Raw genomic sequence first — 17,898 nt, 5'->3', positions numbered from 1 at the left:
AGTACTTGTCGAAAACGATTCCCATTATCAAATGGGCATGAATGGAGGTCCGTTGTCCGCGCATTGCGAGGTGACCGGACGGTCACCGGGCTTCGGTAACGCGGTATCGCATTCGCACCGCCGTACCCGTCGCCGCTGGTCACCCAATATCCAGCTCAAGACGTATTACCTGCCCTCAGAGGACCGGCGCATCAAGCTCCGGGTGAGCACCAAGGGCATCAAGGTGATCGACCGCGACGGCATCGAGGCCGTGGTGGCACGGCTACGCGCGCAAGGGCGGAAGTTCTGATGGCGCGCAATGAGATCCGGCCCATCGTGAAACTGCGATCCACCGCGGGTACCGGATACACGTACGTGACCCGTAAGAACAGGCGCAACGACCCAGACCGGATGGTCCTGCGCAAGTACGACCCCGTGGTGCGCAAGCACGTGGACTTCCGAGAGGAGCGCTGAGATGGCCAAGAAATCCAAGATCGCCAAGAACGAGCAGCGGCGCGTCATCGTCGAGCGTTATGCCGAGCGACGCGCAGAGCTCAAGGAGATCATCCGCCAACCATCGAGCAGCCAGGAGCAACGTCTGGCCGCACAGGCCGAGCTGGCCCGCCAGCCGCGCGACGCCAGCGCGGTACGGCTGCGCAATCGCGATGCGGTAGACGGCCGGCCCCGCGGTTACCTGCGCAAGTTCGGGCTGTCCCGGGTGCGGGTTCGTGCACTCGTGCACGACGGGTCGCTGCCCGGTGTCCGGAAAGCGAGCTGGTGATGGCTACCAAGACACCTCGCAATCGTCGCGTCAAGGTCGCCGATACCAAGCCCAAGCCGAATCTCTTTGCCAAATTGGGTCTTTCATCGGTCGACTACAAGGACACCAACACCCTGCGACTGTTCATCTCCGAGCGCGGCAAGATCCGGGCCCGTCGGGTGACCGGTTTGACCGTGCAACAGCAGCGCCAGGTTGCCACCGCGATCAAGAACGCGCGCGAGATGGCGCTACTGCCCTACGCCTGACGCCGAGTCAGCGCGGCTGCGGAATCGCGTTCTCCAACAAGAAGACGTGCTCCGGGCTGATCACCTTGGTGATCGCCGTGCCGAACAATGTGCTGGGCTGCGCGGGTTGTTTGGCCACATCGGTGTTGAGCAGCGCCACTACCGTGGTCTGCTCGGCCGGCGAGTAGATGGCCAGTGTCTGGAAGCCGGGGATGCTGCCGTTGTGGCCGATCCACCCCCGCGCCTCGAAGATCCCCAAGCCATAACGGATATCGTCGGGGACGGGGGGCATCGCCACGGTCTGCAGGCGCTGCTCCTGGGTCGCCGGCGTGAGGAGCCTGCCGGTCGCCAGAGCGGGCACCCAGATCCTGAGATCTTCGAGCGTCGAGATCATCGCTCCCGCCCATGACGCCCAGGATGGGCTCCAGTCGGTGCTATCGATAAGCGGCCCGGTCGGCGTCAGCTGCGTGTAACCCTGCGCGTGCGGATCGGGAATGGTGTTGGTGTCCGGAAAACTGGTGTGACTCAAGCCCAGCGGCTCGGCGATGTGCTCACGCACAAACTCGGGCAACTTCTGTCCACTGACCTTCTCCACCACTTGCCCCAATAGCACCGCATTGGTGTTGCTGTATTCATAGCCCTGCCCCGGCGGGAAATTCGGCGGCTGAGTGAAGGCGTAATCGAGCAGTTGTCGGGTGCTGTAGCGGCGCCTCGGATCGGCCTCCAAGTCGCGGTTGAAGGCTAGGGACATCGAATAGTTGAACAGTCCGCTCTGCATCCGGGCGAGCTCACGCAGGGTGATCTTGTCTCCACCCGGAACCCCGCCCACATACTTGGCAATCGGATCGTCGAGTCCCAGTTTGCCCTCATCGACAAGCTGCAACACCGCAGTCACCGTGAACGTCTTTGTCACACTGCCGATTCGGTGATAAAAGTCGGGGCGCATCGGCGCACGGGTCGCGGTGTTCGCGACTCCAAACGTCCGCACATACTGACCCCTGGGGCCCCACACACCGACGATCGCGCCGGGGACAGAGGCGCTCGACAGCACCTCGTTGATGGCGGTGTCGAGCCGGGCCGATGTCTGAGCGTCTAGATCTGTGACGGCAATGCGCGAGCGGGTCGCACACCCACCGACGAGCAGCGTCAGCGCGAGTACCACACAGAGGATGCGGCGCATCAGAACAGCGAATACTGCGCTCCGGCGCGGCTGGGAACCGAGAACTGCTCAATGTCGGTACCGCCGGCAACGCGCCGCACTTCGGTCATGAAGGTCTGGTCATCCAGCAACGGCACACCGAGCGATCGTGCATGAAATCCCTTACCCTGCTCAGGGTTTGGCTGGTTGCAGATCACTACCGAGGTGTCCTCGTCGACCGTATCGGCATAAGCGAGGCCAGCCTGCATGATCTGCTCGACCAGCTCCTCGTGGGTGCGAGCGACCTCGGAACTCAAGGCCACCCGCATGCCCTGCACCAGAGGCTGACCCGCGATGAACGGGCCGGGATTGAGCCAGTGACACGGCTGACGCGATGCCACGGTCTTGAGCGAGCGCAGCTCGTCGTGTGTCACACGGCCGTTGGGCCAGCGCTTACGGGTGGTCTCGCGGATGGGAAGCCAGGTTCCGCGTTCCCGCGCTCGATCAAGCACCTTCGGTAGCACCTCGGCAAGCACCCGGGCGTCGTCATAGGCGTCGTGAGCCTTGAGCTGTTCGACGCCCCAATGCGCGGCAAGGGTTTCCAGGCGCAGGTTCGGCGTTTCCAGGTCGAGACGCCGGGTCAGCTCGACCGTGCACATCACCGCCTCGGTAGGCAGCTCGGCGCCGGCCAGTTCTGCCTCTGCCGCGAGGAACGAGTAGTCGAACCCGACATTGTGAGCAACCAGTGTCCGGCCCCGCAGCAGCGCGATGAGATCGGGGACGACATCGGCGAACTCGGGCTGTCCCTCCAGCATTTCCGGAGTGAGGCCGTGCACATGCGTCGGGCCCGGATCAACACCCGGGTTGAGCAGACTCACCACGCTGTCGGTGATGGTCCCGTCGGCATCCAGCGCCAACGCCGCGACACTGATGACACGTGCCCGACCTGGCTGAAAGCCGGAAGTCTCCAGGTCAACGACCACCCACTTGGGGCTGTGGTCGGGCGTCTGCCCCCAGATCGGCATGACTCAGGATGGCATGTGGGACCGACAACATCGGTCCCGGCGCGCCGCCCTAGGCACGCGGGGTCCGAAGTACCTGTCGCCCAATCGCGTACTTGTGCACCTCGGTGGGGCCGTCGTACAGGCGGAAGGCGCGCATATCGCGGAAAATCATCTCCACCGGCGTCTCGTCGCTGATACCGATACCACCGAGCACCTGCACGCACCGGTCGGTGACCTTGAACAGCTCCTCGGACACAAATGACTTGGCCATCGAGCTTTCGTGCCGGCCCTTGGCACCGTTATCCATCATCCAGCAGGCGTGCCAGATGGTGAGGCGGCATTGATGCAGCGCAATCTCGTTGTCGGCGAGCATGAAGGAAACGCCCTGGTGCTCACCGATGGTCTTGCCGAACGAGGTCCGGGTGCGCGCGTAGTCGACCGCGATGTCCTGAGCGCGGGCCGCAGCGCCGAGCCACCGCATACAGTGCGTCAACCTGGCCGGAGCCAAACGCAGCTGCGCGTACCGGAAGGCCTGGCCGGTCTCGCCGAGCAGCGCCTCACGCGGCAGGGTCAGATTGTCGAACCGCACGACCGCATGCCCCTCGGCGTAGTTGCGGTCCATCGTGTTCATGATGCGTTCGATCACGATTTCTCCCCGGCCTCCGGGGTCGCCGTCACAGAGGAACAGCGTGGGACCCTCGGGCAGGTGATCGTTGGCCTCCAGATTGGCCATGATGATCCAGGTCTTGGCCCCGCGCGCGCCGGTGATGAGCCACTTGCGTCCGTTGATGACGAAGTTCCGGCCGTCGAAGGTGGCCGAGGTCTTGAGCTGCGACGGGTCCGAGCCCGCTCCGTCGGGCTCGGTCATCGCAAACACCGAGCGCTGGTGTCCCTCAATGACGGGGCGCAGGAATTTTTCGGACTGCTCTTCGTTGGTGATCTTGCCGAGCAGGAACATGTTGCCTTCGTCGGGCGCGGCGCAGTTCATGGCGAGGGGGCCCAGGGTGGACCAGCCCGCTGCCTCGAAGATCACCGCCTGGCCGATATGCGAAAGACCCCAACCTCCATAGGATTCCGGCGCCTGCACGGTCAGCAGCCCGGCGTCGCGAGCCTTGCCGACGAGCTCGTTCCGCAGCTCGTCGGTGGGCCCGTGCGCGGTCAGACGGGGGTCGCGCTCGTAGGGAATCACGGTCTCGGTGACGAACTCGCGCACCCGCTGCGCCTTCGCGGCCAGCTCTTCCGGAATGCTGAAGTCGATCATATCTCTCCCTCGGTGAATTGTGTTGCCGCCCAGTCAAGGACGGACATGGCGATGTTCTCGAAATCTGCGTATCCGGCACCGATGAGATCGCCGGACTGCCACTTGCGGTACAGCTGCATCCAGGCGACGGCCAATCGAAGCCGCGCGCACGCCACATGCCAGTGCAACGGGCGCGGCCGCGTTCCGGCCGCGGCGAAGTAGGCATCGATAACGTCCCGGCGACTTCCGAATCCTGATGTTGTGGTGGGCATCTGATGGACAGCACGCACGGCCGCCGGGTCGCCCGGCTCCATCCAGTACGACACCAGGATCGCCAGATCGAACAGTGGGCAGCCACGGGTGGTCATATCCCAGTCGATAATAGCTTTGGGAGACAACGTTTCCCGATCGACGAGCATGTTGTCCAGCTTGAGGTCCATGTGCAGCAGCGAGACTCCCGCGGGCTCGGGAATCTGCCGTTCCAGCTGTGAGGTCAGATTCGTGACGACCCCGGGCAGGCCCTCGGGCCAGACGGCGTGGGCCCGGCGTGTCCAGCCGGTGAACTGACGCTCCAGCAGGCCATCGGGCTTGCCGAGGTCGGCCAATCCCACGGCCTCTGGTGCCACGCGGTGCAGAGACGTCATGGCTTCGATCAGGGTGGAGGTGAGCCGGACCGGAGCGTCATCAGGCAGACCCGGCGGCATCTCCCCGCCGATAACCAGGCCCTCCCGGTACTCCAGAAACTGGAAGGGGGCGCCGAGGACACCGAGTTCGTCGCAGTACAGCAGCCCCCGCGGAGCGAGTGTGAAGCCCGCGTTCAACCGCGAGAGCACCCGCCATTCACGGGCCATATCGTTGGCGCCCTCGGCAATCGGGCCTGCGGGCGGGCGGCGGAACACGGCCGGCTGGCCGTCGAGTGTCACCAGATAGTTGAGATTGGCCTTACCGCCGGCGAATTGTCGCGCAGACGAGGCGTCGAGGGCGTGCCCCTGCCGCGCCACCCATGCCGAGAGGGCCGCCCAGTCCTGTGGCGTCGTCTCGGATGTGGCGCGGAACACACGCGTTACCCTAGCCGCGCACCCCAACCGGCTGGTTGGTTGGGTGGACGCTCACTCGTTTTCGCCGGTACCGTCGATCAGCCGGCCCAGTATTCGCCTGAGTTCCCGCTGATCGTCGACACTTAATCGGCCGAACATCTCGTCCTCCGCGGCCCAGATGGCCGACTCCACGCGTTGGAGTAACGCCTTGCCCTTGGCAGTAACCCGGGCCGGTAAGGCCCGCCCCGACGCCGGCACCGTCGGCCGGGACACCAGCGAGACGTTCTGCAATCCGTTGAGAACCTGATTCATCGCCTGCGCCGAGACATTGTGTTCGCGTGCCAGCTCAGCACTGGTACGCCCGGGGCTTTCGTTGAGCATCCGCAAGCACATGAACTCCGGCATCCCGAGCCCGAGCGGCCGCAGCGCAGCAAGGACCTGCGGGCGCATCACGGCACCAGCCCGGAACATCAGGTACCCCAGTGGCTCGGCCGCATCGGATTCAGTCATCGCAAGCATCCTGGCATGAACCTTCCAGGACGCACGCAGACTCGCGCCCATTGACTCGGCATACACGGGCAATGCGCCCGGCCGACACGTCCCGTTTGTCGGCTGCGCACGAGGGCCCGGCAGCGGCCAAGCGGGCGAGCCGTTGCGGTGCAATGGATTACCGCCCCATGCGAAATTCTCAGCGTACTCATATCAAGAACCTTGACACGTCTCATGAGGCGCCTGTATCAAGGAGGTTGATACAGGTCCAGTCGGCGACAGGTCAGCTGCCTGATCATCAGAAAAGGAGAGTTAGATGTCTGATTCATTTGCAGGCTTCGAAGGTCCCGGCTCCGGTTTCGGCGGTTTCGGTGGACCCGGTTTCGGCGGGCCTGGCTTCGGTGGACCCGGATTTGGCGGCCCAGGGTTCGGTGGACCCGGATTTGGCGGACCCGGCGGATTCGGTCTTCGAATCAAGCGCGCGGTCACCGCCTCACTGCTGCTTGACGGGCCGGCCAGTGCCACAGAAATCGTGCAGCGGGTCTCGGATGCGACCGAGGGTGAGATCACCCTTCCCGAGCCCGTGGTGGAGCGAGTCCTCGAACGGCTGGCTCATCGCGGCGTCGTCAAGACCGAGGACGGCGTAGCCACCCTGACCGAGTTCGGCCGCAAGCTCCTCGCGAAGCGGGGCATAACCAGCCAGACCGCGCAGGCACTGCGAGCCAAGCTCTTCCCGAAGCTCGTCAACGTTCTCAAGCTCCGCTCGGGCCTGACCGAGATCGCCGGGCTGGCGCGCGTTATCGCCGTGACCGGCACCGACGAGCAGAAGGAGAAGCTGGCCGAGGCCAGCGCCACCCTCTTGACCACGGTCAACGAGGTCAAGCGATCGCTACAGAGCGCCGTCGCCTAGGAGCCGTTCAGCACTGCCCGTGTGGCCATCTGCTCCGGCCGCACGGGCAGTGAACGCTTCCTCGACGACGGTGACATCGTCGCCTCGCGAGGCCTCCAATAAACTCCCCGAGTGACCCAAGACCACCTGTCCGTGCGCGGCCGAATCGCACTGGCCGCAGGACGCTCAGCGCGCTGGGCCTCCCGGATCAGTGGTCGCGGCGCGGGGTCCATGATCGGCGGGCTCGTCGCGCTCACGTTGGACAGCTCGGTGCTGGCGCAGTTGGGCCGCGGACGTCGCACGGTCCTGATCACCGGCACCAACGGCAAGTCCACCACCACCCGGATGACCACCGCCGCGCTCGCGACCGTGGGACCGGTGGCCACCAACACCGAAGGCTCCAACATGGATGCCGGGCTGGTTGCCGCGCTGGCCGGGGCCCGCGAGGCCGAGGTCGCGGTGCTCGAGGTAGACGAGATGCACGTGCCGCATGTCGCGGACGCCGTCAACCCGGCGGCCATCGTGCTGCTCAACCTCAGCCGTGATCAGCTCGACCGCGTCGGCGAGATCAACAACATCGAGCGCACCCTGCGCAAGGGGTTGTCCAGGCACCGCGATGCGGTCATCGTGGCGAACTGTGATGACGTCCTCATGACATCGGCCGCATATGACAGCCCCCATGTCATCTGGGTGGCAGCAGGCGGCGGATGGGCCGGAGACTCGGTGAGCTGTCCGCGCAGCGGAGAACTCATTGTCCGCGACGGAAACCATTGGTACAGCACCGGAACCGACTTCTCCCGCCCCGATCCGGACTGGTGGTTCGACGACGATCGCATCTACGGGCCCAGCGGAATCAGCCTGCCGATGTCTCTGACACTGCCCGGTACCGCCAACCGCGGAAACGCCACGCTCGCGGTCGCTGTGGCGATCGAGCTCGGCGCCCGCCCCGGCCCGGCCGTCGACGCGGTGTCGGCCGTCGATCAGGTGGCGGGCCGCTACCGGAGCATCGAGCTCGGCGACCACACGGTGCGGCTGCTGCTGGCCAAGAATCCGGCCGGCTGGCAGGAGGCACTGTCGATGGTGGATACCGACGCCGACGGGCTCGTCATCGCGGTCAACGGACAGGTGCCCGATGGTGAGGACCTGTCCTGGCTGTGGGATGTCAACTTCGAACATTTCGCATGCGATAACCGCGCCGACGACGACAAGACCACCGTTCCGCCCGTCGTCGCATCCGGAGAGCGCGGCACCGATCTGGCGGTCCGCCTGACGTACGCCAGCGTCACACACGCCCTGCACCACGACCCGGTACAGGCCATCAAGGCCTGTCCGCCCGGCAAGGTCGACGTGATCGCCAACTACACAGCCTTTCTCAACCTCAATCGTGCGCTGGCCAAAGGTGGTGCGGCATGAGCGAATCCACGGTACGAGTCGGGCTGGTACTTCCCGACGTCATGGGCACCTACGGCGATTCGGGCAATGCCGTGGTGCTCCGGCAACGGCTACGGATGCGCGGCATCGACGCCGAGATCGTGGAGATCACCCTGGCCGACCCCGTCCCCGACTCGCTGGACGTGTACACGCTGGGCGGGGCAGAGGATTACGCCCAGCGGCTCGCCACCCGCCATCTCATCGCGCATCCGGGATTGCAGCGCGCCGCCGAACGCGGTGCACCGGTGCTGGCCATCTGCGCGGCCATCCAGGTGCTCGGGCATTGGTACGAAACGTCATCCGGTGAGCGAGTCGAAGGCGTCGGTCTGCTCGATGTCACCACCAGCCCGCAAGACAAGCGCACCATCGGCGAATTAGCCGGCGTGCCCATCATGGATGAGCTCGAAGACACGCTCACCGGGTTCGAAAATCACCGCGGGGGAACGGTTTTGGGACCTGCGGCGGCACCATTGTCCAGGGTTGCCCGCGGCGCGGGGAACCGTGCCGGCGACGGCACCGACGGTGTGGTGCAAGGCAGCGTGATCGCCACCTACATGCACGGTCCGTGCCTGGCGCGCAATCCCGAGCTGGCCGACCTGCTACTCGCTCGTGCCATGGGTGTGCCGCAGCTGACCGCGCTGAATCTGGATGAGGTAGCGCGGCTGCGCAAGGAACGACTCAAGCCTTAAGCGGCGAACACACTCACCTGTGCCGTTTCGCGGCCAACTCGGCCTGCTAGTGCGCCGCGCGCCGCGCGCCGCGCGCCGGATCGTGAATTCGAGTAGTCGATTACTCACGTAGGCCCGGCCGCACGCGCAATACGTTCCGTGGGCATTCAAGGTACATGCCGAACGCCCAAAGGAGCGATTGTGACAAGTGAATCTGTAGCACGGTTCTTAAAGGCCGAGCGGCGCAGTCTTACTGTGCCAGAAGAGAAGTTGGTGAACGTCGAGCCTGGCGACCGCGAATGGGCGGAGGTGACACACCGCCTGGAAATCGTCGGGTTCGACGACCTTCAGGCGCTACACCTGGTCCCTGAGCGTTTGGAGGAGCGCACCGCACGCCAAGCCATAGCGGCCGACGACATCGCGGCACACGAGATCGCCCGCCGCATGGCCGAAGCTGTCACCGAACACCCCGACGCCGAAGATTCGTGCTGCGCACCGTGTGCGGGCAAGAGCGATGGACGGGCGAGCTACCCAGCACGGCTCGGCCGGCTCTATCGCGAAATCCGACCGGTGACGCATACGAATCTGTCACGCGCAGTTGGCGATGCACTTGGGGTACCCCTGGAGGCCGACAGCCTGGAGGCGAAGATCACCCATTCATTCGCCCAACGGTTCGCCACACACGTCACCCGAATACCGCTGGTAGTCGTGCTGTTCAAAGACATCGAGATCGGTAGGAACGCCACGCTGACGTTGGGATCGAAGGCGAAGAGCCTGTGGGCCAACGATATCCGAATCCATTCCGGGGGGCGACTCGTTGTCACCTCCAGCTACATCAAGATTCGCGCGACATCCGTCCGCGGCAACCTAGCATAGACAGAAGGAGTAACAACCATGGCGAACATCATCAGCAATGGCCCAAACGGCGATGCCGGAGCAACAGGAGCGCAGGGGCCCCAAGGGCCCACGGGCGCGGCAGGGGCCATGGCGAACTGCAATTGGATTGACGACGACTGCGCCACCCGCGGCGGGACCGGCGGGACCGGCGGCAACGGTGTGGCCGGTGGTCCGGGCGGTCCAGGCGGCCACGGCGGCGTGATCGACTTCGAGGTAGAGACCTTCATGGACGGCGTATCGCTTCAAGCCAAGGGCGGCCGCGGCGGGAACGGCGGAGTCGGTGGCGTGGGCGGAACCGGTGGCACCGGAGGCAAAGGCGGCGACGGAGACGACTGCGAATTCGGTAGAACTGGCGGCAATGGCGGCACCGGGGGCCGCGGCGGAGATGGAAATTTCGCCGGCCCCGGCGGCAATGGCGGCGTCATTCTCGTCAAATGCCAACACGACCTGTCCCTGGGCACTCATCCGATGGATGTGTCGCCGGGCACCGGTGGCAATGGCGGGATCGGCGGCGGCAGCGGGCCTGGCGGATCAGTGGGCGCCAATGGCGCGACGACCGGCGTGTTCTCGTCCTCCTCAGACTGCAGCGGGCCAGGACCTCAACCCAATCCGGGCTCACCCGGCGATCCGGGGACTTCGGTGACGGTGTCGGGAGCGCAGGGCAACCCTGGTCAAGCGCAGTTTCTCATCGTCCCCTGAGCGCCGGAAAGCGAAGTCAGAGGGGGCGGCGGCCGGAGAGGGCGCGCCCCAGGGTCAGCTCGTCGGCGAATTCCAGGTCCCCGCCCATCGGCAGGCCGGACGCCAACCGGGTGACGCTCAGCCCGGGGAAATCGCGCAGCATCCGCACCAGGTAGGTGGCCGTCGCCTCACCTTCGGTGTTCGGATCGGTGGCGATGATGACCTCCGAGATAGAGACCCCGTCTTCTTCGGTTCCTATGCGCGTCAACAGTTCCCGGATACGCAGCTGATCGGGGCCGACACCCGAGAGTGGGTCCAGCGCGCCACCGAGCACGTGATAACGACCGCGGAATTCTCGGGTGCGCTCGACCGCCTGGACATCCTTGGGCTCCTCGACCACACAAACCAGTGCGAGATCGCGTCGTGGATCCGAGCAGATACGGCAGCGTTCCTTATCGGAGACGTTCCCGCAGACCTCACAGAACTGAACGCCATCGCGCACCCGCGTCAGCGCTGCGGTCAGTCGATCGATATCCGGCGCCTCGATACCCAACAGATGGAAGGCGATGCGCTGCGCGCTCTTGGGTCCTACGCCGGGCAGCTTGCCCAGCTCGTCAATGAGGTCCTGGACCGGCCCCTCAAACACCGGGCAATCCCAGCCCTCCACCAAGATCACCGAGGCCGCCGGCGAGCGGGCCCAACCGCTGGCTCGCGAGTTCCTGCGTCTTCGCGGTCAGATCGGCGAGCGCGCCGATGACCAGATCCTGCAGCGTCTCGATATCTTCGGGATCGACGATCTTCGGGTCAATCTGCACGCTGGTCACTTCGCCAGTGCCCTTGCCGGTGATCCGCACCAGGCCGCCACCGGACTCCCCGGTGACCTCGGCCGCCGCGATCTGCGCCTGGGCAGCCATCAGCTGCTGCTGCATCTGCTGTGCCTGCGCGAGCAGGGCGGACATATCCGGGGCGCCTCCGGGTTGCATGTGTCTCCTTAAACGGGCGGGTATCAAGTTGGTCACGCTCGCCGGGCCTCGGCGGGTCGTCAACAAGGGTAGCCGCCGTCCGGGCTACCGTGGCCAGGTGCGAGTGAGTTTTTGGCGTGCCGCGGGCCTGACTGGCGTGACGCTGCTAACGGCGGCATCGGTCACGGTACTGCCCATCGTCACCTCATCGGCCCCCACCACCTTCACCGCCGGCGCGGCTCCCGGCATCGCCGGCCGCATCGTTGTGCTGGATCCCGGCCATAACGGAGCCAACGACGGCTCGATCAACAACCAGGTACCCGACGGGCGCGGCGGCACCAAGAGCTGCCAGACCAGCGGAACCGTCACCGACGGCGGATACCCCGAACACACCTTCGCGTGGAACACCGTGCTGCTCATCCGTCAGCAGCTGACCCAACTCGGCGTGCGCACGGCGATGACCCGTGGTGACGACGACAAGCTCGGACCGTGTATCGACAAGCGCGCGGAGATCGAGAACAGCTTCAATCCGGACGCGGTGGTGAGCATCCACGCCGACGGCGGCCCGGCCGGCGGCCACGGCTTCCATGTCAACTTCTCGAACCCACCGGTGAACGCCGTGCAGGGCGAGCCGACGGTGCGATTCGCCAAGACCATGCGCGACAGCCTGCAAGCGGCGGGCCTGACACCGGCGACCTACATCGGCACCGGCGGGCTCTACGGCCGCTCCGACCTGGCGGGCCTCAACCTGGCCCAGCACCCGAAGGTGCTCGTCGAGCTCGGAAACATGAAGAACGCCCAGGACTCCGCGATGATGACGAGCCCCGAGGGCCGTGCCAAGTACGCGCAGGCCGTCGTTCAGGGCATCGTCGCCTACCTCAGCGGTACCGCACCGGCGCCGGGGGTAGACCCGGCGGCGGCGCCTGCACCCGGCGGTTAGGTCGCCGACCCTTCGACCGTCTTCTTCAGGTTGTCCAGCACCTCGGCCTGAATTTTCTTGAGCCCCAGCGGCGCAAAGGTCTTCTCGAAGAATCCCTTGATGCCGCCGCCACCCGTCCACGCGGTCTTGGTGGTGACGGTGGAGCCGGTTCCGGCAGGTGCGACGGTCCAGCTGGTCACCAGCGTGGAGTTGGCGTCCTTCTCGATGACGGTGTGTCCGGCGACGCTGACGCTGGACTTGATGTCCCGCACGCGCGACTCGGTGGCCTGCAGCTTCCAGGCCGCGACGGTGCCCTCGCCCTGACCGCCCTCGAGCACCTGGTAGTCGCGGTAGTGGCCGGACAGGATCTTCGGGCGCACATTCTGGTAGTCGGCAACCGCGGCGAGCACTGCCTCGGGTGCCGCGTCGATCAACACCGAACTGGACGCACTGACCTGACCCATGAGTTCTCCCTCGCTACGACTTGGTTCTACTACTGGTTGTAGTCGCAGTCTAAGGGTCACCCACGAGATCGCCGAGGCCACGTTCACCGTCCACCGTCTGGCCGCCCCGTTGCAGAAAGAGCGCGATTCTTTGGGTGCTGTGCATGTCGGCGAACGCGTCAACGATGGCTGCCCGCTCCGCGGCCAACCCCGGCTCCAGGTCGGTGACCAGCGCATCTACCGTGCTCTTGGCACCGGCGATCAGTGCGAGCGGATTGACGGCGATACGCCGGGCGAGCCGATTCACGAACCGCCACCCGTCATCGGGGTCCAGAGCACGATTCACCCAGCCGTATCGCTCCGCCAGGTCAGCATCGAAATCCTCGTGACCCAAAATCACCTCAAGTGCGCGCGCCCGACCCATGCTCTCGACCAGGTGCTGCGGGCCCGAACCCGCCGGCACGATGCCCAGACCCGTCTCCACCTGATTGAAGACGGCCTTGCCGCGAACCGCGAAGCGCATGTCCAGATTGAGGAGGAACTCACTTCCCCCGCCCGCGACCCGGCCCTCCACGAGCGCGATGGTGGCCTGGCGCAGCGCGCGGAACCTGCCGACCAGTCGTTGGAAGGATTCGACAGACTCCGCCGTTCGCGCCGAATCCGATTGCAGGATCTCGACATTCAGGTGGGCGATGAAAAAGTCAGGATTGGCGCTGCCGAACAGCACCACCGTCACATCGTCACGATCGGCAAGCCATCGGGCCAGGCGCGACAGGCTCGACATGAGTGGCCCGTCGAGCAGGTTGAGTGGACCGTTATCGATTGTCACGGTCAGGATCCGGTCCGCGAGTACGCAGTGCAGACCGGTGAGCTCGAGTGGCATCAGAACGCGACAGATCCCGGGGGCAGCCCGAGTTCCACCCGTCCGAACAGCTCATAGGCAGAATCGGTGTCGTAGACAACATGTGTGGACAGCGTGTTCACATCGCGCAGATGACGCTGCAATGGCGAGTCTTCGTATTGTGCGGAAGCACCGCACGCCTCGACAGCCTCAGCGATGGCCTGCTTGCAGACCTCGACGACGTAGGCGCAGTTGCGACGCACCGCCACCCGATCCTCCGTCGTCAACCCCTCGCCCGAACCCAGCTTGCCCTCCACATCGCGCACCGTCTGCAGCAGCAGGGTACGCGCCGACTCCGCCTGCGCGGCAACATGTCCCATGCGGCGGTGTGCGGTGGCGAGTTTGGACTGCTCCTGCATCGAGTAGCGCATCACCCGGGTCTTGATCTTCTCGGTGAACAGCTCCACTGTGCCCAGTGCCATGCCCACCGCGGGTGCGGCCGCGACATTGGAGAGCGCACAGAACAGCGGTATGCGGTAGATCGCGGCGCCATGCAGATCGGCCGACGGTGACTGCCCGCGTGCCAGCGGGCCGAACTCCTGCACCCGATGCTCGGGGACGAACACGTCGTTGACGGCGATATCCATGCTTCCGGTGCCCCGCAGGCCGGAGGTGAACCAGGTGTCGATGACCTCGAGATCATCTCGGGGAATCATGAAGGTGCGCAGATCCGGATACTTCGGCGGCTCTGTGCCTTCTCTATGTTGCACCACCGCAGCGACCGAAGCCCACGATGAGTGCCAGACGCCACTGCCGAATTGCCAACGCCCACTGATCTTGTAGCCGCCGTCGACGGGTACCGCGACGCCCGACGGCGACCAGCTGCCCGGAAACAGCAAGGGCGAGCCAGGGGACACCGACCCGAACATCTCGTCCTGCAGCTTCTCGGGGAACAATCCCGCCAGCCAGTTGTGAATTCCGTAGATACAGAATGTCCAGGCCGTCGATCCACAGACCTTGCCCACCTCGATGACCGCGCTGACCAACGTTTCCAGGCTGGCCTCGTCGCCTCCATACCGCCGCGGCGCCATCAGGCTGAACAGACCCGATTGGGACAGTTCGGCAATGGTCTCGTCGGGCATCCGGCGCAAGCGCTCCGCCTCCAGCGCCCGTGCGGCGATATTGGGCGTCAGCTCGCGTGCCCGCGCAACGGCATCGGTCTGCACTGCTGTCGAACTCGTCATCAAAACCTCGCAACCTGCGTAATCATTAGGGGATGACACGCGATCGGACTGAAACTGAATCTCGATTCAGGTTTAATGTAACCTGGGCAGGTGGTGATGTCTAGCGATTCAGCGATCCGGCCTGTGCCCGTCGAACAGCCCTCGACACAACGTGGCCGCAGCACGCGCCGCGCCTTGATGGATGCGGCGCGCGAAGTCATCGCCAGGGTCGGGTACGCCGAAGCCCGGGTCATCGACATCACCACCGAGGCCGGGAAATCCGTTGGGGTCTTCTACAACTACTTCACCGACAAGGCCGAGCTCCTGCGCACCATGGTCGATGAGTTCCGCGACGAGGCGTACACCCGCGGCGACACCGTCGAGACGGGTGATCGCGCACCGTACGAGGTAATCCGGGACATCGTCACCGTGTACTGGACCACCTACCGCGACCATGCGCCGGTTCTCTCCGGGGTGTTCCAGGCGGCCCAGATCGATCCGACATTCGTCGAGTACTGGCGGGACTTACGCGCCCCGGCGCGCACGATGATCGCCAAGAACATTCGGCGACTGCAGAAACACGAGTACTGCCCGGGGCTGGATCCCGATATCACCGCGTCGGCGATCGGGGCGATGATGGACTACTTCTGCTACGTCTGGCTGGTCGAGGGTGGCGAGGCCGGGCGCAGCTCGGTCACCGATGAGGAGGCCATCGACACGCTCGCCCGCATCTGGTTCAACGCGCTGTGGTGGAAATCCGAAGGCGCGCATGGCACCACCTGACTGGGTGGTCGAACTTCTCTCCCCCGCTGGACTCGCGCCCCTGGATGCGCAACCGTTGACCGGCGGGGTGTCCTCCGATGTGTGGCGCGTACGGCTGAGTTCGGGTGAATCGTTGGTGGCCAAGCGATCCGTTGAACGGCTCCGCGTGCAGGCCCATTGGGTGGCACCACTGGAACGCAACACCTTTGAGGCCCGCTACCTCATGCGTGTATCGACAATCGTTCCGTTCTTCACACCTCGGGTTGTCACGTCCGCCGAAGATCTGCACGCGTTCGCCATGACCGATCTGGGGCCCATCCCGTCCTGGCGCGAAGATCTGGCGAGTGGGCGCATCGACCCGGACGTCGGCGCGGTGCTCGGTGCACGCCTCGCCGCCGTCCACGCCCGTACGGCCGGTGATGCCACAGCGGCAAGCGAATTCGCATCCGATGACCTCTTCGAGGCGTTGCGGATCGAACCATACCTGCGCTACACCGCAGAGCGCCTCCCGGAACACGCGGCGATCCTGATGCGATTGGCCGACGATCTCGCGGAAACGCACCTCGCGCTGGTACACGGGGATGTGAGCCCCAAGAACGTCATCGTCACCTCAGACGGACCGGTGCTGACCGACGCCGAATGCGCCTGGTACGGCGACCCCGCCTTCGATCTTGCGTTCTGCCTCAATCACCTGCTGCTCAAGCGAATATGGAAGCCGGAGTACCGCGAGCAGCTGCGTGAGACGAGTGCGCGACTGTTCGCCACGTACCTACAGGGGGTCTCCTGGGAGCCAGTGGACGCAGTGGCCGCCCGTACCGCACGCCTCCTGCCGGCTTTGACTCTCGCCCGTGTCGACGGACGTTCCCCCGTGGACTATTTGTCTGCTGCCCAGAGGGATTCATTGCGAGCCCGCGCGGGGCAAGCCGTCCATGAATCGGCCACCGACCCGCTGGCCGTCGCACAACAGTTAGAGGGATTATGACCGGAACACTGATCAGCGGTGTGCACGCTCGACGGGTGTGGGATTCGCGGGGGCGGCCGACTGTCGAAGCGGAACTGCTGCTGGGCGACGGCAGCATCGGACGAGCGATCGCTCCCGCCGGGGCATCCCGAGGCAGCGGTGAGGCCACCGATTTACGTGATGGCGGCAGACCTTTCGCCGGATACGACGTGAATTCGGCGGTCGCAGCAGCACGCGGCCTGTCGGAATATCTCGTCGGCGTCGATGCCACCGATCAAAAGGCCGTCGATACGGCGCTCGCGACGGCGGACCCGTCGGATGCGTTCTCCGTCATCGGCGGGAACACCGCGGTGGCGATGTCGATGGCGGCCGCACACGCCGCAGCCGCAACGCATGGAATCCCGTTGTGGCGGTATCTGATCGGTGACCGAACGGCCGCGATGCCGCTGCCGGAGATTCAGGTGATCGGCGGGGGCGCCCACGCCGCGCGCCGCACCGATGTGCAGGATTTCATGGTGGTTCCGGCCGCCGCCGACAGCGTCGAACAGGGACTTAACTGGGTGGCGGAGATCCATCGCGCCTGCGGGGCATTGCTTTCCGAGCAGGGCCGGCTCGCCGGAGTGGCCGATGAAGGCGGGTGGTGGCCGGCGGTGGACTCCAACGAGGATGCGCTGGAGCTGCTGGTCGCCTCCATCGAGCGGGCCGGGTTGCAGCCGGGCGTCCAGGTCACGATCGCGTTGGACATCGCGTCGAGCGAGTTCGGTAGTGGTGGCCGCTACCGTCTTGGCCTCGACGGCACCGAACTCGACTCAGACGCCTGGTCGGAAGTTCTGATCGGCTGGATCGATAAGTATCCGATCGCTTCCATCGAGGATCCCCTGGCCGAGGACGATCCGGCGGCCCTGGCGGAGTTCACCCAAGCAGTGGGACACCGTGTCCTGGTCGTCGGTGACGATTTCACGGTGACCAATGCCGGGCGCGTGCTCCGAGCAACCGAGGCCGGAGCATGTAACGGCTTGCTGGTAAAGCCAAATCAGGCGGGAACACTCAGTGCTGCCAAGTCTGCGCACGACACCGCTCACGACTGCGGATGGGACACCATCGTCTCCGCGAGATCGGGTGAGAGCGAGGATGTCACCATCGCGCACCTGGCCGTCGGCTGGGGCGCCGAGCAACTCAAGGTTGGCTCCATCACCAGATCCGAACGCACTGCCAAGTGGAACGAGCTGCTCCGCATCGATGAACAGCTTGGCGGAGCACCGATTCGGTTAGGACGATTGACCCTCGGTTAGTTGCGCTTGGTCGCCGAAACACCATCTCGGGTGCGCCCGG

The 17,898-nt window shown here is 65.2% G+C and carries 23 protein-coding genes; 13 read left to right on the top strand and 10 right to left on the bottom strand.

Annotation, left to right across the window (positions count from 1 at the left end):
- Positions 1 to 52: 52 nt before the first annotated feature.
- The 4 genes from rpmB to rpsR are packed head-to-tail and all read left to right on the top strand — an operon-like array spanning position 53 to position 1,005.
- A complete protein-coding gene (rpmB, locus tag DSM43276_RS01395; protein ID WP_005083638.1) occupies positions 53 to 289 on the top strand; it encodes a 50S ribosomal protein L28 in 237 nt (78 codons plus the stop codon).
- Positions 289 to 453, top strand: a complete 165-nt coding sequence (gene rpmG, locus DSM43276_RS01390) for a 50S ribosomal protein L33 (protein WP_005063154.1) — start codon at positions 289 to 291, stop codon at positions 451 to 453. The genes rpmB and rpmG overlap by 1 nt, the downstream gene beginning before the upstream one ends.
- A gap of 1 nt (position 454) precedes the next feature.
- Positions 455 to 760: a 30S ribosomal protein S14 gene (gene rpsN / locus DSM43276_RS01385; protein WP_078290060.1), complete on the top strand. Its 306-nt coding sequence runs from the start codon at positions 455 to 457 to the stop codon at positions 758 to 760.
- Positions 760 to 1,005 (top strand): 30S ribosomal protein S18, encoded by a 246-nt coding sequence (gene rpsR, locus DSM43276_RS01380; protein WP_078290059.1) that lies wholly within the window; start codon positions 760 to 762, stop codon positions 1,003 to 1,005. The genes rpsN and rpsR overlap by 1 nt, the downstream gene beginning before the upstream one ends.
- A 7-nt stretch (positions 1,006 to 1,012) precedes the next feature.
- Here rpsR and DSM43276_RS01375 read toward each other — a convergent pair whose 3' ends face one another.
- From DSM43276_RS01375 to DSM43276_RS01355, 5 genes are read right to left on the bottom strand one after another with little or no spacing between them, the layout of a single operon-like run.
- Complete coding sequence (locus DSM43276_RS01375; RefSeq protein WP_078330554.1) at positions 1,013 to 2,164, bottom strand: serine hydrolase domain-containing protein; 1,152 nt, start codon at positions 2,162 to 2,164, stop codon at positions 1,013 to 1,015.
- Complete coding sequence (locus DSM43276_RS01370) at positions 2,164 to 3,147, bottom strand: DEDDh family exonuclease (RefSeq protein ID WP_078330555.1); 984 nt, start codon at positions 3,145 to 3,147, stop codon at positions 2,164 to 2,166. Before DSM43276_RS01370 ends, DSM43276_RS01375 begins: the two co-directional genes overlap by 1 nt.
- A gap of 49 nt (positions 3,148 to 3,196) precedes the next feature.
- Positions 3,197 to 4,387, bottom strand: a complete 1,191-nt coding sequence (locus tag DSM43276_RS01365; RefSeq protein WP_078330556.1) for an acyl-CoA dehydrogenase family protein — start codon at positions 4,385 to 4,387, stop codon at positions 3,197 to 3,199.
- The gene (locus tag DSM43276_RS01360) at positions 4,384 to 5,451 is read right to left on the bottom strand and encodes a phosphotransferase family protein (protein ID WP_078330557.1); all 1,068 of its coding nucleotides are present in this window, start codon (positions 5,449 to 5,451) and stop codon (positions 4,384 to 4,386) included. The genes DSM43276_RS01365 and DSM43276_RS01360 overlap by 4 nt, the downstream gene beginning before the upstream one ends.
- A 24-nt stretch (positions 5,452 to 5,475) precedes the next feature.
- Positions 5,476 to 5,922, bottom strand: a complete 447-nt coding sequence (locus tag DSM43276_RS01355) for a MarR family winged helix-turn-helix transcriptional regulator (RefSeq protein ID WP_078330570.1) — start codon at positions 5,920 to 5,922, stop codon at positions 5,476 to 5,478.
- A gap of 286 nt (positions 5,923 to 6,208) precedes the next feature.
- On the opposite strand from DSM43276_RS01355, the gene DSM43276_RS01350 reads away from it, so the two are divergent.
- The 5 genes from DSM43276_RS01350 to DSM43276_RS01330 all read left to right on the top strand — a co-directional run bounded on the left by DSM43276_RS01350 (position 6,209) and on the right by DSM43276_RS01330 (position 10,476).
- On the top strand, positions 6,209 to 6,802 hold the full coding sequence (locus DSM43276_RS01350) for a hypothetical protein (RefSeq protein ID WP_078330558.1): 594 nt from the start codon (positions 6,209 to 6,211) through the stop codon (positions 6,800 to 6,802).
- A gap of 111 nt (positions 6,803 to 6,913) precedes the next feature.
- Positions 6,914 to 8,194 (top strand): Mur ligase family protein, encoded by a 1,281-nt coding sequence (locus DSM43276_RS01345; RefSeq protein ID WP_109556201.1) that lies wholly within the window; start codon positions 6,914 to 6,916, stop codon positions 8,192 to 8,194.
- Positions 8,191 to 8,901: a type 1 glutamine amidotransferase gene (locus tag DSM43276_RS01340; RefSeq protein ID WP_078330559.1), complete on the top strand. Its 711-nt coding sequence runs from the start codon at positions 8,191 to 8,193 to the stop codon at positions 8,899 to 8,901. Before DSM43276_RS01345 ends, DSM43276_RS01340 begins: the two co-directional genes overlap by 4 nt.
- 252 nt (positions 8,902 to 9,153) lie before the next feature.
- Positions 9,154 to 9,756: a hypothetical protein gene (locus DSM43276_RS23730; protein WP_109556203.1), complete on the top strand. Its 603-nt coding sequence runs from the start codon at positions 9,154 to 9,156 to the stop codon at positions 9,754 to 9,756.
- Between the two features lie 18 nt (positions 9,757 to 9,774).
- Entirely contained in the window at positions 9,775 to 10,476 is a 702-nt protein-coding gene (locus DSM43276_RS01330) for a hypothetical protein (protein WP_078324339.1), read from the top strand.
- Between the two features lie 16 nt (positions 10,477 to 10,492).
- Here DSM43276_RS01330 and recR read toward each other — a convergent pair whose 3' ends face one another.
- Together recR and DSM43276_RS01320 are read right to left on the bottom strand one after the other, a co-directional pair.
- Positions 10,493 to 11,101: a recombination mediator RecR gene (gene recR, locus DSM43276_RS01325; protein ID WP_078290052.1), complete on the bottom strand. Its 609-nt coding sequence runs from the start codon at positions 11,099 to 11,101 to the stop codon at positions 10,493 to 10,495.
- Complete coding sequence (locus tag DSM43276_RS01320) at positions 11,094 to 11,438, bottom strand: YbaB/EbfC family nucleoid-associated protein (protein ID WP_078290051.1); 345 nt, start codon at positions 11,436 to 11,438, stop codon at positions 11,094 to 11,096. The genes recR and DSM43276_RS01320 overlap by 8 nt, the downstream gene beginning before the upstream one ends.
- Before the next feature lie 28 nt (positions 11,439 to 11,466).
- On the opposite strand from DSM43276_RS01320, the gene DSM43276_RS01315 reads away from it, so the two are divergent.
- Positions 11,467 to 12,357, top strand: coding sequence for an Rv3717 family N-acetylmuramoyl-L-alanine amidase (locus DSM43276_RS01315; RefSeq protein ID WP_234803069.1), 891 nt, complete (start codon positions 11,467 to 11,469; stop codon positions 12,355 to 12,357).
- On the opposite strand, the gene DSM43276_RS01310 is transcribed toward DSM43276_RS01315, so the two are convergent.
- The 3 genes from DSM43276_RS01310 to DSM43276_RS01300 are packed head-to-tail and all read right to left on the bottom strand — an operon-like array spanning position 12,354 to position 14,864.
- The gene (locus tag DSM43276_RS01310) at positions 12,354 to 12,800 is read right to left on the bottom strand and encodes an SRPBCC family protein (RefSeq protein WP_078299210.1); all 447 of its coding nucleotides are present in this window, start codon (positions 12,798 to 12,800) and stop codon (positions 12,354 to 12,356) included. The genes DSM43276_RS01315 and DSM43276_RS01310 overlap by 4 nt on opposite strands.
- 49 nt (positions 12,801 to 12,849) lie before the next feature.
- Positions 12,850 to 13,662, bottom strand: a complete 813-nt coding sequence (locus DSM43276_RS01305) for an enoyl-CoA hydratase/isomerase family protein (protein ID WP_078330560.1) — start codon at positions 13,660 to 13,662, stop codon at positions 12,850 to 12,852.
- On the bottom strand, positions 13,662 to 14,864 hold the full coding sequence (locus DSM43276_RS01300; protein WP_078330561.1) for an acyl-CoA dehydrogenase family protein: 1,203 nt from the start codon (positions 14,862 to 14,864) through the stop codon (positions 13,662 to 13,664). Before DSM43276_RS01300 ends, DSM43276_RS01305 begins: the two co-directional genes overlap by 1 nt.
- A 90-nt stretch (positions 14,865 to 14,954) precedes the next feature.
- Between DSM43276_RS01300 and DSM43276_RS01295 the strand changes: the two genes are divergently transcribed.
- Genes DSM43276_RS01295 through eno form a run of 3 tightly spaced genes read left to right on the top strand, consistent with a single transcriptional unit; the run spans position 14,955 to position 17,858 of the window.
- Entirely contained in the window at positions 14,955 to 15,626 is a 672-nt protein-coding gene (locus DSM43276_RS01295) for a TetR/AcrR family transcriptional regulator (protein WP_211196701.1), read from the top strand.
- Positions 15,613 to 16,587: a phosphotransferase gene (locus tag DSM43276_RS01290; protein ID WP_078330562.1), complete on the top strand. Its 975-nt coding sequence runs from the start codon at positions 15,613 to 15,615 to the stop codon at positions 16,585 to 16,587. The genes DSM43276_RS01295 and DSM43276_RS01290 overlap by 14 nt, the downstream gene beginning before the upstream one ends.
- Positions 16,584 to 17,858, top strand: coding sequence for a phosphopyruvate hydratase (gene eno, locus DSM43276_RS01285; protein ID WP_078330563.1), 1,275 nt, complete (start codon positions 16,584 to 16,586; stop codon positions 17,856 to 17,858). Before DSM43276_RS01290 ends, eno begins: the two co-directional genes overlap by 4 nt.
- Positions 17,859 to 17,898 lie beyond the last annotated feature (40 nt).

Origin of the sequence: Mycobacteroides salmoniphilum, assembly GCF_004924335.1 — a bacterium.
Taxonomy (GTDB): domain Bacteria; phylum Actinomycetota; class Actinomycetes; order Mycobacteriales; family Mycobacteriaceae; genus Mycobacterium; species Mycobacterium salmoniphilum.
The sequence above is the reverse complement of the archived record's forward strand: the minus strand, read 5'-3'. Positions and strand labels throughout refer to the sequence as shown.

Coding starts and splice junctions, on each gene's coding strand:
- rpmG (WP_005063154.1), top strand. CDS start 289: ATGGCGCGCAATGAGATCCGGCCCATCGTGAAACTGCGATCCACCGCG.
- rpsN (WP_078290060.1), top strand. CDS start 455: ATGGCCAAGAAATCCAAGATCGCCAAGAACGAGCAGCGGCGCGTCATC.
- rpsR (WP_078290059.1), top strand. CDS start 760: ATGGCTACCAAGACACCTCGCAATCGTCGCGTCAAGGTCGCCGATACC.
- DSM43276_RS01375 (WP_078330554.1), bottom strand. CDS start 2,164: ATGCGCCGCATCCTCTGTGTGGTACTCGCGCTGACGCTGCTCGTCGGT.
- DSM43276_RS01370 (WP_078330555.1), bottom strand. CDS start 3,147: ATGCCGATCTGGGGGCAGACGCCCGACCACAGCCCCAAGTGGGTGGTC.
- DSM43276_RS01365 (WP_078330556.1), bottom strand. CDS start 4,387: ATGATCGACTTCAGCATTCCGGAAGAGCTGGCCGCGAAGGCGCAGCGG.
- DSM43276_RS01355 (WP_078330570.1), bottom strand. CDS start 5,922: ATGCTTGCGATGACTGAATCCGATGCGGCCGAGCCACTGGGGTACCTG.
- DSM43276_RS01350 (WP_078330558.1), top strand. CDS start 6,209: ATGTCTGATTCATTTGCAGGCTTCGAAGGTCCCGGCTCCGGTTTCGGC.
- DSM43276_RS01340 (WP_078330559.1), top strand. CDS start 8,191: ATGAGCGAATCCACGGTACGAGTCGGGCTGGTACTTCCCGACGTCATG.
- DSM43276_RS01330 (WP_078324339.1), top strand. CDS start 9,775: ATGGCGAACATCATCAGCAATGGCCCAAACGGCGATGCCGGAGCAACA.
- DSM43276_RS01320 (WP_078290051.1), bottom strand. CDS start 11,438: ATGCAACCCGGAGGCGCCCCGGATATGTCCGCCCTGCTCGCGCAGGCA.
- DSM43276_RS01310 (WP_078299210.1), bottom strand. CDS start 12,800: ATGGGTCAGGTCAGTGCGTCCAGTTCGGTGTTGATCGACGCGGCACCC.
- DSM43276_RS01305 (WP_078330560.1), bottom strand. CDS start 13,662: ATGCCACTCGAGCTCACCGGTCTGCACTGCGTACTCGCGGACCGGATC.
- DSM43276_RS01300 (WP_078330561.1), bottom strand. CDS start 14,864: ATGACGAGTTCGACAGCAGTGCAGACCGATGCCGTTGCGCGGGCACGC.
- DSM43276_RS01290 (WP_078330562.1), top strand. CDS start 15,613: ATGGCACCACCTGACTGGGTGGTCGAACTTCTCTCCCCCGCTGGACTC.
- eno (WP_078330563.1), top strand. CDS start 16,584: ATGACCGGAACACTGATCAGCGGTGTGCACGCTCGACGGGTGTGGGAT.